Origin of the sequence: Levilactobacillus bambusae (assembly GCF_003124125.1) — a bacterium.
GTDB classification, from domain to species: domain Bacteria; phylum Bacillota; class Bacilli; order Lactobacillales; family Lactobacillaceae; genus Levilactobacillus; species Levilactobacillus bambusae.
In genome coordinates this window covers 212,077-225,027 of sequence record NZ_QCXQ01000006.1, presented here as the reverse complement: position 1 = coordinate 225,027, position 12,951 = coordinate 212,077, and the positions used below count along the sequence as shown (strand labels likewise).

Annotated in this window: 13 protein-coding genes and 1 other RNA gene; 8 read left to right on the top strand and 6 right to left on the bottom strand. The window is 44.8% G+C overall.

Features of this window, described 5'->3' with window-relative positions; genetic code table 11:
* Nucleotides 1–103 precede the first annotated feature (103 nt).
* On the top strand, nt 104–796 hold the full coding sequence (locus DCM90_RS08920; RefSeq protein ID WP_109251013.1) for a metal-dependent hydrolase: 693 nt from the start codon (nt 104–106) through the stop codon (nt 794–796).
* 48 nt (nt 797–844) lie between these two features.
* Here DCM90_RS08920 and ezrA read toward each other — a convergent pair whose 3' ends face one another.
* Nucleotides 845–2,593 (bottom strand): septation ring formation regulator EzrA, encoded by a 1,749-nt coding sequence (ezrA, locus tag DCM90_RS08915; protein WP_109251012.1) that lies wholly within the window; start codon nt 2,591–2,593, stop codon nt 845–847.
* Between the two features lie 175 nt (nt 2,594–2,768).
* Between ezrA and msrC the strand changes: the two genes are divergently transcribed.
* The 7 genes from msrC to DCM90_RS08880 all read left to right on the top strand — a co-directional run bounded on the left by msrC (nt 2,769) and on the right by DCM90_RS08880 (nt 7,209).
* Nucleotides 2,769–3,233 (top strand): free L-methionine (R)-S-oxide reductase MsrC, encoded by a 465-nt coding sequence (msrC, locus tag DCM90_RS08910; protein WP_109251011.1) that lies wholly within the window; start codon nt 2,769–2,771, stop codon nt 3,231–3,233.
* Between the two features lie 194 nt (nt 3,234–3,427).
* Nucleotides 3,428–4,033: a 30S ribosomal protein S4 gene (gene rpsD / locus DCM90_RS08905; protein ID WP_109251010.1), complete on the top strand. Its 606-nt coding sequence runs from the start codon at nt 3,428–3,430 to the stop codon at nt 4,031–4,033.
* Nucleotides 4,034–4,171: 138 nt separating this feature from the next.
* Entirely contained in the window at nt 4,172–4,645 is a 474-nt protein-coding gene (locus tag DCM90_RS08900; RefSeq protein WP_109251009.1) for a YueI family protein, read from the top strand.
* A 93-nt stretch (nt 4,646–4,738) separates the two neighbouring features.
* Complete coding sequence (locus tag DCM90_RS08895; RefSeq protein ID WP_109251008.1) at nt 4,739–6,013, top strand: replication-associated recombination protein A; 1,275 nt, start codon at nt 4,739–4,741, stop codon at nt 6,011–6,013.
* A 73-nt stretch (nt 6,014–6,086) separates the two neighbouring features.
* Nucleotides 6,087–6,276: non-coding RNA, 6S RNA (gene ssrS, locus DCM90_RS08890), on the top strand.
* A gap of 69 nt (nt 6,277–6,345) precedes the next feature.
* Nucleotides 6,346–6,630 carry a hypothetical protein gene (locus DCM90_RS08885; RefSeq protein WP_109251007.1) on the top strand — a complete coding sequence of 95 codons (285 nt, stop codon included), beginning with the start codon at nt 6,346–6,348 and terminating at the stop codon, nt 6,628–6,630.
* Nucleotides 6,631–6,729: 99 nt separating this feature from the next.
* Nucleotides 6,730–7,209, top strand: a complete 480-nt coding sequence (locus tag DCM90_RS08880) for a universal stress protein (RefSeq protein WP_109251006.1) — start codon at nt 6,730–6,732, stop codon at nt 7,207–7,209.
* Nucleotides 7,210–7,297: 88 nt separating this feature from the next.
* Here the strand turns inward: DCM90_RS08880 and DCM90_RS08875 are convergent, their stop codons facing one another.
* The 5 genes from DCM90_RS08875 to DCM90_RS08855 all read right to left on the bottom strand — a co-directional run bounded on the left by DCM90_RS08875 (nt 7,298) and on the right by DCM90_RS08855 (nt 12,907).
* Nucleotides 7,298–8,176, bottom strand: a complete 879-nt coding sequence (locus DCM90_RS08875) for a helix-turn-helix transcriptional regulator (RefSeq protein ID WP_109251005.1) — start codon at nt 8,174–8,176, stop codon at nt 7,298–7,300.
* A 213-nt stretch (nt 8,177–8,389) separates the two neighbouring features.
* Nucleotides 8,390–8,920: a DNA-3-methyladenine glycosylase I gene (locus DCM90_RS08870; protein WP_109251004.1), complete on the bottom strand. Its 531-nt coding sequence runs from the start codon at nt 8,918–8,920 to the stop codon at nt 8,390–8,392.
* A 48-nt stretch (nt 8,921–8,968) separates the two neighbouring features.
* Complete coding sequence (locus tag DCM90_RS08865; protein WP_109251003.1) at nt 8,969–10,627, bottom strand: glycerophosphodiester phosphodiesterase; 1,659 nt, start codon at nt 10,625–10,627, stop codon at nt 8,969–8,971.
* 84 nt (nt 10,628–10,711) lie between these two features.
* Nucleotides 10,712–11,851: a D-alanine--D-alanine ligase family protein gene (locus DCM90_RS08860; RefSeq protein WP_109251002.1), complete on the bottom strand. Its 1,140-nt coding sequence runs from the start codon at nt 11,849–11,851 to the stop codon at nt 10,712–10,714.
* Between the two features lie 81 nt (nt 11,852–11,932).
* On the bottom strand, nt 11,933–12,907 hold the full coding sequence (locus tag DCM90_RS08855) for a DUF2785 domain-containing protein (protein ID WP_165815262.1): 975 nt from the start codon (nt 12,905–12,907) through the stop codon (nt 11,933–11,935).
* Between the last annotated feature and the right edge of the window lie 44 nt (nt 12,908–12,951).

Genomic DNA, 12,951 nt, shown 5'->3' with positions numbered 1-12,951 from the left:
TATTATAGTGATCCTAGCGAATTATGAATAATATTGAAACTAATCTATCGCGATTAAAATGCGATCCTGGTACAATGAAGCCGAAATAAGGGGGTTGAGCAGTATGAAAATTATTTTTCATGGTCATTCATGCATCGAATTGCGTTTAGATGATGGAACAATTTTACTAGTGGATCCTTGGATTCTTGGCAACCCACAGAGTGACATTGATTTAAACTTTAAGTGTGATGCTATTCTTGTGACACACGGACACGCCCACCACAGCGGTGATATGATTACACTTAGCCAGCGAAATCAGGCGCCAATCATTGGGATGGCCGAGCTTGTTCATTATGCAGAGACTAATGGAGCCGTACCAGGTCATCCTATGGACCTAGGTGGGCAATGGACTTTTCCCTTTGGAACCATTAAGACTACTCACGCTCAACATAGTTCCAGCCTAGACATTGACGGGTTACCCATTTATATGGGTGAAGCCTGCGGATTTTTAGTCATGGCCGACCACCAAACTATTTATGTTGCGGGTGATACATCCAATTTTGGCGACATGGCACTTTTTGGGAGTGCCTATCACATTAATACTGCCATCTTACCCATTGGTGATAACTACACCATGGGACCCAATGCGGCTGCTAGTGCAGCTAAACGGGTAAAGGCTGACTTTGTCATTCCCGTTCACTTCAACACCTACCCTGATATTCGGCAGGACCCAGCGGCCTTCACAAAACTCTTGCCTGATGGTGTAGTTCAGGTCCTTGCGCCCGGAGAAGAATTCCAAATTCCTAATCAGCACTAAAAACACTAGGCTTAGGAACNNGTTCCTAAGCCTAGTGTTTTTTGGAGATTATTTTTCCTCAGGGGAATCCTTGAGTTCCTTTTGAATGGGATTCTCTCGGTCCTTTTGCTTGTAGTACTCAGTTTCTAATCGGTTATAAGATCCGGGTTCAACCTGATCTAAAACCATGGCAATCGTTTCTAAACTCTTTGCGTAGTCATAGTCATGGTCAAACTCTGCTAATGCTTGTTGGCTCGCCTTCGCCACATCTTCATGGCTCGCTCGGTACCGGTTAGCGTATTGAATTAATTGTTCAGAAAGCAGTGCGCTATCCATTAAATCATTGCTTTTTTCTTCCAAAGTATCCAGATCCGATTGAATCATAATCAGCTGCTTCGTAATATCTTCCATATTAATTTGCACCTGGTTCATGTCATCCGCTAGACGATCAACTTCATCACTCACCATAAAGAAGTAGTCCAAGTAGGCCTTAGGTAAGCCAGGAAGGTTTAGGTTCTCAATGCCCCGCTTAATGGCGTGCATTTTAAAGTCAAAGTTTCGGAGTGTTTTTCTTGCTTGACGTTCCTCATCTGCGAGTCCCGCAACCCCCTCATTAATTTGCGTTTGCTTTTCTTCAATTTTTCCCAATTGATCACTTAGCTGAGTTTGATGGGTTAAAATCATGGAATAAGTGGCCGTTTTATCCGTAATATCTTGAATATCGTCCTGGTAGGTTGTATGAATTTGCTTTAACTGATTATTCAGTTCACGGGCTGTTTCAACCTCTTGATGGTCTAAGGTATAATTCTGGCCTAACCGATCCAGCTCATTTCGCAGGGTTTGATTCTGATTCTGAGCGTGAGCAATAAACTGCGCCGTCCGATCCAAATTTTCTTCAACCTTTGGGCGGGCCGTCAGTTCCGTTTCCATAACGTCATATAAGTGGTCGATTCCCGCTTCAATTTGGTCGTTGACAACCCGGGCGTCATCCGTTCTGAGGTCCCTCAGAGTATTTAGGTTTTCGTCAATCTGTTTCTGGATTTCAGCGACTTCTCCCATTATATCCACGGTCCCAAAGTGATAATTTTGCTCAGAAAGTTGTTGGTAACCCGTTTGAATTTCCTCTAATTGATCCGGATATTCCGTTGCTAAGTCCTTGTAAAGAGCCGGGATTTCTTCGATTAGCTGTTCTAACCGGTTGGTATCCTGCTGAAGTTGATTGAGAACGTCCTCAGCCTTTTCATGGTCGCCGGCGTTTGTTAACTTAGCAAAGTGGTCAAAATCATTTTCTAAGCTGGCCAACATTTCTTCTAGGCCATCAATACTGGGACCGAACGAAAAGTTCTTAGCAAGTAAGGTCTTCCTCAAGTCCTGATATTCCTTTTCTAAATCAGTAACCGCCTGGTGATGCTTTTGATCAACCTGTTTTAATCCGGTCAACCCTTCCTGAACCTGATCAATTTCAGCAGCCGCCTGATCGATCAGTTGATTGACCCGGGTAAGGTTCTCCTGCGTTTTTACAACGTTAAATCCCTTCACATCCGTTTCAATCGAACCTAACAGTTCATCAATTTGATGAAAGTTGTTATCAGTTAAATCCTGATAAATCTGTTCCAACTGCTGAAATTGTTCTAGACTGTGACCCGTTAGACTTAGTTCCCTCGCACTCTCCAGGTCAGTCTTTAAGGGTACATTTTGCAAAGTTGCTTGTGTTTCTCTTAGCGCGTTCAGCTGGCGACGAACGCGATATTGATAAATTAAAACGCCTATGTAGATCACCAAAGCTAAGATGATGATGCCAATCAGCACTCGTAACATTAAAAATCCCATCCTTCATACTCGGCACTCGAACTGTCAAGTTGCAATTTCACATTATTCACATTACAATTGAACCTAATTTTGATTATATCATAAGTCGCGAGGGCCCTTCACGTGAGTTTTCTTATATTCTCACAATATTGAAATCGGTTCCGTAATTTTAGGAGGTTTTCCCATGTCAAATGCTAATCAAGCAATGATTAATCAGCAACTCGATGCCCTACTGGCTCACGAATCCAACCCCGTTTCAAACTTAGCTAATGCTTCGGCCCTCCTCATGCAGTTAGTCCCCGATCTCAACTGGGCGGGATTTTACTTAGCTGATGAAGCTGGTGAAAACCTCGACCTTGGTCCCTTCCAGGGTAAAGTTGCCTGCATGCATATTAAGGGTGGGGACGGCGTCTGTGGGACAGCCCTACGTACCCAATCCGTTCAACTCGTTGAAAACGTTCATGAATTTCCCGGTCACATTGCCTGCGACTCAGATAGTAACGCCGAACTCGTTATTCCGCTTACCAAGGGGGCGAAACGAATTGGGGTTATGGACCTCGACTCGCCTACCATTGACCGATTCACCGATCAGGACGTCATTGACCTCACCGAGTTTAGTGAGATCCTGTTGAAGCACCTTGACTTTTAACGGTTAGGTCGCTTATACTGGTCGTTGTGTAAAATAATGCAGCAGTGAGTGGTAAGCTCGTCAACAGATAACTGCGATATAGTTCAAGAAGTAACCGGCGGCTGCATTGGCGAAACTTGCAAAGTCATCTGCACGAATATTAAACTCATAAATCGTTATTTTACTCCAAATATTTTATTTATTGGAGGACTATTATGTCTCGTTATACTGGACCAAAGTGGCGGATTTCCCGTCGTTTAGGCGTTTCCCTTTCAGGTACTGGTAAGGAATTAGCACGTCGCCCTTACGCACCTGGTGATCACGGTCAAGGCCGTCAAAAGAAGTTATCTGAATACGGTACTCAACTTCGCGAAAAGCAAAAGTTACGGTTCATGTACGGTTTAAGCGAACGTCAATTCCACAACTTATTCGTACGTGCCGGTAAGGTTCAAGAAGGAACTCATGGTTACAACTTCTTGGTTCTTTTGGAACGTCGTTTAGATAACATTGTTTACCGGTTAGGTTTAGCTACGACCCGCCCACAAGCTCGTCAATTAGTTAACCACGGTCACATCTTAGTTGATGGCAAACGTGTTGATATTCCTTCCTTCGAAGTTAAGCCTGGTCAAGTGATCAGCGTTCGGGAAAAGTCTAAGGACATGGAAGTTATCAAGAACGCCGTTGAAACAGTTGTTGGTCGTCCAGCCTACGTTGAATTTGACGCAGACAAGCTGGAAGGTTCATTAACTCGTCTTCCACAACGTGAAGAATTCGATGCTGACATCGATGAATCACTGATCGTTGAATTCTACAACCGGTAAAGATCGGTTGAAATTCAACCTAAAAGCTTTCGGAATTATTCCGAAAGCTTTTTTTGACCCAAAATTGCCATCAAAACAGTTGAAGTTCGTTCCCCTTCTGCGCTAACATGAAGCTAGTTAAAGAAAGGAGTCACGCATATGTCAGATAAAGATTCGATGGATCAGCATCTTCAGGCGGGCATGTACGGAACCCCAAAGATTAACCCGGATGAACAGCGCCATTACCTTGGTACCTTTCGGGAACGCGTCTCGTTAGCGATGACTGTTGGTCAGGTTATTACCCACGACTACCTCAATGATTACCGAAATGAAATTACAGCTCACCCTGAGGAAACGGTCATTTTGAACGGCCACATCGACCAGAATAATCTTGTCCCCTATATGAAAATTGCCAGCCAAAGTAACGTCAAGTTTACAATTGTCTCTGATGATATTTATGGGCACGCAGCGGACGACATCGGATTAGTTGTGGCTTCGAATCACGCCATTAACGTTCACCCCATCAACGTCGAAGAAAAGTACGCTGATCGAACAGAAGCTGCTCAGACTTCAACGGGTAAAAAAGCTCCCCACAAATTTTCACTGCGGGATATTTTTCACCATAATTCATAACCAGTAACCCCCATTAACCCCGTAATTACGGGAGTTTAGTGGGGGTTTATGCTATAATTGCCTAGTTTATAAAATATAAGGAGGGGGAAGACCATGGAACAACCGTTAGCATACCGGATGCGACCACAAAGAATTGAGGATGTTGTGGGTCAAGAAGACCTTGTTGCCCCTGGGAAAATTATCAACCGGATGGTTAAGGCCAAGCGACTTTCATCAATGATCTTATATGGGCCACCCGGTACGGGAAAAACCAGTATTGCCAGTGCAATTGCGGGATCAACCCAGTATGCATTTCGTAAGTTAAATGCGGCTACCGACTCCAAAAAGGACCTTCAAATCGTTGCGGAAGAAGCTAAAATGAGTGGCACGGTAATTTTGCTGCTGGACGAAATTCACCGGCTCGATAAAACCAAACAGGATTTCTTACTTCCCCACCTTGAAAACGGCCGGATTATTCTCATCGGCGCCACAACCGAAAATCCCTACATTAACATTAATCCCGCCATTCGAAGCCGGGCTCAGATTTTTGAAGTTCATCCCCTTACCCCTGAGAATATTACGACGGCCCTTCATCGAGCGCTAGACGATTCTAAAAACGGGCTTGGCGATCTTCATGTTCAGGCTGATGACGATGCCTTAGCCTTTATAAGTACGGCCACCAACGGTGATTTAAGAAGCGCGTTAAACGGTTTAGAATTGGCCGCTCGGTCCACTGACCCTAATGATGACGGCATCATTCATATTACCCTAGCCATTGCTGAGGAATGCCTGCAAAAGAAGGCCATCACTACCGATAAAAACGGGGATGGTCACTATGATGTTGTCTCGGCTCTTCAAAAATCTATTCGTGGGAGCGACGTTAACGCTGCCCTGCACTATATGGCCCGGTTAGTTGAAGCCGGTGACCTCCAAAGTATTACGCGTCGGTTAGCGGTAATTGCCTACGAAGATATTGGATTAGCCAACCCAGCAGCCTGCCAGCGGACCATTACGGCGATTCAAGCCGCTAACCATTTAGGACTGCCCGAGGGCCGAATTCCACTGGCGGACGCCGTTATTGAACTCTGTTTGTCACCGAAATCGAACTCTGGAATTAGTGCCATCGACGCAGCAATGGCAACCATTGAGTCCGGCCACTTTGGCTCCGTACCCGATCATTTGAAGGACGCCCACTATAAGGGCGCTAAACAATTAGGGCGTGGCGTCAATTATAAATATCCCCATGACTATGAAAACGACTGGGTTAAACAGCAATATTTACCAGATGCCATTAAGCACGACCGCTATTACGAGCCCAAAACGACGAGTCGAATCGAACAGGCGTTGGGCGATCAATATCACAAGCTACTCGATGCCAATAACCAGTAGCTTCGGCTAAAACGGCAACCAATCGAGCCTGCCTCGAAATTGTCAAAATATGGGAGTTATGATACACTACGGGTGAGTTCTAAAGTGTTCGCCTTGTCGAATAAAACGTTGCCGATCAAGTAATTACTTTAGGGAGCAGCTTCAACTTCGAGAAGATGGCATGCCCCAACACGGGGAAGTCAGGCGCTCGATCAGTTGCGCCCACCTGCACTAGACTGCGGGCCACTACTATGAGACAAATTAGCGGCACAGTTAGAACTTTCAAAGCTTGCTTTGAGGGCCATTCAAAGGAATGGCTCTTTTCTTTTTGAACACTTAAGGAGGATTTTTTTGTGGCCATTACATTATTAATGTTACTTTACACCGGACTTGCAGTTGGATTAGGTATTTACTTCTTAATGCACACCCACCGGGCCTTTTTACTGTTTCACCCTGAAAGTAATCAGACGTTAAGCGGCGTTGTGAAAGCAAGTGGAATTGCCCTATTAGTTGTTGGGGTTCTCTCGCTGATTGCAACCTTTTTTCAAAATATCTTTGTGATTTCCGGGGCTCTTTTAGCGGGCGTAATTGTGATTTTATGCGTCCAACTCACCCTACTGCGCTTCATGCCCAAGTAGTTCATAGAAAACACTTACATTTTTTACGGTTTAATCCTTTTTATTTTGGTCGTTTTCCTTTATGATAAAGGTAGATAAACGTCATAAGGAGTGATTAATATGGTAAAACAATACAAACACATCCTCGTTCCCGTCGACGGTTCCTTCGAGGCCGAACTGGCCTTTAAGAAATCAATCACCGTGGCTAAACACAATGATGCCGACGTCCACCTCGTACACGTTGTTGATACTCGGGCCTTCCAGAATATCTCCAGTTTTGATACGAGTATGGTTGAACAGGTAACGGATACCGCCAAGAAAACACTCGATAAGTACGTTGATGAGGCTAAGAGTGCTGGACTTGAAAAAATTGATTATTCAATTGAGTATGGTGCCCCAAAGACAGTCATTGCCCGCGACATGCCTAAAGACCTCAAGATTGACCTCATTATGATCGGTGCAACCGGCCTAAACGCTGTGGAACGGTTACTAATCGGTTCCGTGACGGAGTACGTTACGCGAATGGCCGTCTGCGATGTTATGGTTGTTCGGACCGATGAAGATAACCAGCCCGTAAAAAAAGGTAAGAATAAACGTTAACGAAAGCTTTTCCGAACTAAAGCACTGCGCCTAAACCTGATCATAGATCAGGTTTAGGCGCAGTGCTTTTTTTGTCAGGCCCGTTACCCTAGTTTTGTTCCACCATAGAAAAGTCCGTGGGCAGGGTGACGTAGGGCTTTAACTCTTGAATTAGCTGTTGGTTGTCATTTAACCGGGCTAGGACCAGCGCAGTTAGTCCATGCGCCTTTGCGGCAGCTAGTCGGCCTTCATATTCAGCAATTAGGCGTTTGCCGTTAAAAATTTGGTCTAACATAAAGGTTGACTCATGTTGTTTCAGTTGTTGCTGCGCACTTTCAATCATCATCTTCGCATCATCAATTCGGCCTAGCTGGTAAAAGGACATGCCCATCCGAATCTTAGACCAAACAACCCGCTGCAGGTCAACTCGCTGGTGGAAAATCACGCCCCGCATGGATTTTTTGGCAAACTCAAAGAAATAGTCGGCCTTCTTCGGGTCATGCTCCATCAGATAGGCCTGACCCAAACCAACCGCCCCAATTAACATGTATGGACTCGAACTAGTTTCATCCGTTCGCCGAATTAAAAAGTTAAAGTGAAAAATGGCCTCCCCCGCCCGTTCACGAAAGAGGAGTTCAATTAGCCCCCAGTAGTAATGGAACCGTAATAAGTCAAACTTACTATCTACCGCTGGTGCGGTGACCTGATTCATCAGTTGAATAGCGACTTCATAGTTTCCCTGAAAAAGTTCCCGGGTCACCTCACGGTAGAGTTGATCCAACTGAGTTTCAGTCTCCGAAACAACGTCGCTAATGGCGATCCCAAGCCGTTGACAGACCTGAATTAAGATTCCCATGTTAGGTAATTTATTCTGTTTTTCCATTAAGCTGACCGTTGCTTGAGTACAAATTCCCTCACTTAACTCCCGTTGTGATAAATGCTTCCCCTTCCGGTAACGCTTTAACTCTTTTCCCATTAAATGCATCATGATCACTCCCCTGTAATCAGTACCCTCATTTAATTCATCGTTCGGTATTTTAATAAATTTGTATATACCAGTTCATGAATTCTTTATTTAATGATAAGGGATTCAGCGGAGATTTCAACCCTATTCCAGAATTTCTTATTAATCTCTTAGTTTTAGACTGGACGGCCATCACGAACTAATAAATAACATTAATAGTTAACCGGTATCACATTGTTAGGTTTTTCGCCATTGGCACCCCTCCTCATGAGGTTCTAATCGTCCTACCGCCATCAGAAAAACACGGCAGGTTTTGGGTCCCATCCGCCTTATTCCCATTGCCTTCATTAGCGATTCAAATTCCCTAATCATTTTTTCTTCGGGCACCATAGGATCCAGCATCACACTCGCAATCAACTGATTTAACCCCTCACCATGGGCAATTGAACTCGCAATAATTTTGGCATTAATTAATACCGCTTGAATTTTCACCCGGTTTTGAATGATCGTTTCATCCCTGAGACGCGCTTCAAAAAAGTCTGGTGTCACAACCGCTAACCGTTGGGGATCAAACTGATAAAAACTTTTTCGCAGTGCGGGTCGATATCTCAAAATGAGTTCCCACCTCAACCCCGCTTGAAAAATTTCTAGCGCCATTGCTTCAAAAAGTGCCGTTTCATCCGTTTGAAAGACGCCCCACTCCTCATCATGATACCGACATAGAGCGTTTGATTTTTCCGCCCAGTGACAACGTTGCTTATCAACCATAAAAAAACAGCCTCCCTATTAGTGATCACACACTATAGGTCCGCTGTTTTAAAGTAAACTGAACAAAAAGTTTTGTAAAATTGCCCAGGTAAATTTTGATCGTGGTTCATTCAAGACGTTTTGAAGGCGTCGAACCCGATTGGTAATTTGGCCGTCGGTTCCAATGGCAAACATCCGAATCATATCAAAGCGGGAGTCGGGCGTCCAAATATAGGCCGGAACGTGTTGATTATGAGCGGCCATCACAAACTGTTTACCAACCGTATTACGCTGAAACGAATAGAAGTCCGCGGGGACTGAATCAGGCGAAAAAAAGTTAAGGGTCGTAATATATCCAACCTTAAGTTGGGAATCCCTTTTCTTTAACTGGGTGACAACATCGTAGTTAATGGCATGAACCCAACTATGATCCTTAACTAATCGCGCTCCATACCGTTCATCAAAGTGCTTAACGAGGTTCGAACTATCTTCAGGGGTGGATTTAATCTCAACGATTAACCGTTGATGAAGGTGTTCTGCCACCCTTAAATAAGCAGAAAAACCCGTTAAGTGGGTTTGAGTCCCGTTTTCACGAACCGTTATTTGCTGGAGTTCCCGGAGAGTTAACTGGTGGGGAGTCACGTTTTTACCGGCTAAGTGCTTGAGCGTTTCATCGTGCAGCACCACAAATTGACCGTCCTTAGTTTCATGAACGTCCAATTCAACTCGATCGGGCTTTAACTTGGCCGTTTTAACTAGAGCCGGGATCGTATTCTGAACTCCGTTACCTTTATTAACTCCCCGGTGAGAAATTGTCAAGCTGGGTCGAAAGTTTTGTACGGGCTGCAAACTATCCCAGGCTAGCAACCCCATTAAAATCAGAACTAACATTCCCGCAAACCAGGGAATCGGGTGAACGTCATTGGGTCGGACTAGTTGGGCCGTTACGGGCCGATCCAACAACCGCCAAATAATCATGGCCAGCAAAATTCCCGTCATCGTCAGTAAACAAATTTCTAAGCCGACGAGAGAAATCCAACCGAGTAGCATGGCCGACCCCGGTCGGACTACCTGGTCTAACCACCAATTCAGGCCCACAATCAGTTCACTGACGAGGGCCATTGGAATAACCATTCCAATTACCGGTTTAATGAGTGTTCGTAGGTTCACGCTCAACCGCCACCACGACCACTTTTGCCGGGTTTGCCGCCACGTTTGATCCTTAACGATCATTTGTACGGGAACCTGAAGGTATTGGAGCCAAAAACCTAATATCAGCAAGTAAATGAAGATAACCAGTGGAACGATCAACTGACGGTGCATCCCAACCACATTGATCCACTGGCTGGGCAGCTTTAACCGAGCTAAGAAAGCGCTCGTTAACCCATAGTTGCCCAAGGGCATCCCCACTAGAAGTGTCAGACCCTCAAATAGAACCAACGGAATGGCGTGGTGCAGTACCCGTTTGAGGGCCGTCAACGTTAATTCCTCACTGGACCACTCCGCCCGTCTTTGGCCGATCACTAAGACAAAAATGGTAAAAATCAGGGGCAGACCAATTAAGAATAAGCCACTCAAAAATAGTTTGATCCAAAGGTGTCCGCGACCTAACAATAAAAGGTGAAGGGTGACAATAATTGCCATCATGATTAGCCAACCCTGCGTTAGCGTCTGAACTTTAAATAGTGATTTCACGGCCTTAAAACGAGTTAACCATCGTTTGACCACCTTGTCGCCCCCTTCCTACAAAAAGAACCGGTTAAAAATTTCTTTTTACCCCGGCTCCTTTAATATCTTTAATGTTAATCTAGCCTACTTACGCTTATAAGTGGCAGCCGCCGAATTAGCATCCAATGACACGAAGTCATGAGCTAATTTCTTTTGGGCATCAAATTCTTGAATGGCAAACTCAATCAAATCATCAATGAGATCCGTATAACTGATTCCTGAAGCTTCCCATAGCTGTGGGTATAAGCTAATGTTCGTAAACCCAGGCAAGGTATTAACTTCACCTAAGTACGGAATTCCCGCTGCGGAAACTAAGAAGTCAATCCGCGCCATTCCACGTAGCCCTAATACTTTATATGCCCGCATTCCCATATCGGTAATTTCAGCCGTTAACTCAGCTGGTAAATCGACGGGGACATCAAACTCAACCTGTGAGGCATCCACAAACTTGTTGTCGTACGTGTAGAAGGCATCCTCCTTAGGGACAACAATGGCACCTAATTGAGAGGCACTGGGGTCGGTGTTTCCTAAAATCGAAATTTCAACTTCCCGGGGCCCCTCAATAGCTTCTTCAACTAAGATCTTATAGTCATACCGGAAGGCGTCGGCTAACCCATCAATAAATTCCTGTTCTGACGTCACCTTATGAATTCCCACGGATGACCCTTGGTTAGCTGGTTTAATGAAGACTAAGTCCCCGAGTTCTTCTTGAATTCGATTATAGTCCCATTCATCCCGGTTTTCGGGGGTAATGACCACGTACTTCGTATTCCGAATATCGTGCATCGTCAGCATTTGTTTTGTCTGATCCTTATCGAACGACATTGCTGAGGCCATAATACCACTACCAACATATGGCTTTTGTAAGAGGCGAAGCAATCCCTGAATGGTACCATCTTCACCAAGGTTCCCGTGAATAATTGGGAAGAAAACATCAATGTCCTTAGCATCCGCTAAGTTTTGAATGGGCGCTAATGGATTTGACCGATCCAGCTTAGCCATTTCTTCTTCAACAACAACTTCTTCGGGCTCACCGTCAAAAACACGCCGCGACGCAGCATCGCTCATCATAAAGCCGTCACGGGTCATTAAGAATAAGCTGACCTCGTAACGATCCCTATCTAAAGCATCGTAGATGTTGTGTGCAGACTGCTTTGAAACGTCATGCTCCGATGAATTGCCACCAAAAAGAAGGCCCAAGTGTAATTTTTTCTCTGATTGCATACCGCAAATCTCCTATCGTTTTGGTTTCGTAGCCTTAAGTATACCATTTGTTGAACTAGGGGCCCATAAAAAAGCTTAAAATCAAGCTAAAAAATCAATAACGGAGTTTAAGTAACGCTGAACCCGATCGGAAAAATCATGACGAAGCATCATGGCCGACATCAGTCGGGACCGATTGAAGATTTGGTTCCAGGCCCCCTCCGTAGTTGGTTTGTTCCGATCGGTTAATTCCAAGCGCCATTCCTTTAACGCCACTAGTAAATAGTCTTCGTACAATGAATTCTTATTGGCTAGATTAGCGAGGTAACCCGCAATTCGTTCCGACTCACCAAAAATTAACGGGGTGGTTAATGTTTTGTAACGCTCAATAAAAGCCGCCATCATGAGCAATTTATCAGCCCGGGGTAATTCGGGACGTTTACTTAAGTCATCCATTAGATTAGGAATGTGAGAGAAGGTGTGGGCCCAGCCCCGGTTGCCCACAAACCCCCGCGTATCCTTTTCGGCTAATGCATACGTGATGGTTTCGATCACAATTCGATCTACCGTCTCATCATCCAAAAAATCATACCCTGATCGATCGGCATACGTTAACACCGACAGCAGCAAAACATCGTAGGACCGTTTAAAAACGGCATCGTTTTCCTCCTCTAAAACGTGCGAATAGATCACCCGGGGATCCAGCAGGTAGTTGACCATCAAGCGTAACTGTTCAGAATCCAATAGGTGCATCTGCAAAGCATCGTTAAAAAAGAAGTAAATCCGGGAATCCCGCACATCGGGATTCGGGGACCCCAGGTGCTGCATTAATTTTAAAATGGCCTCGTCGCTTATCCCCGTTAAAGTTTCAGCCTGCATTTGATCCTCTAGTGATTCGCTAAGCTCAATGACACCATCACTTCTCGAAGGCATCTTAACGGGGGTTGCTGAATGGTAGCTGATACCTTCAAGAATCGTCTTAATTCGGCTCCCTAATGATTGAAAGACTTCACCACGTTCAAGCTGATCCTTTAAGTTAGCTACCTGGGATTGCAGGTCGTTAATTCCATCATCCATTGTTAATTCCCCCATTTCTTACTTAATTCTAGCATGAAACGGTT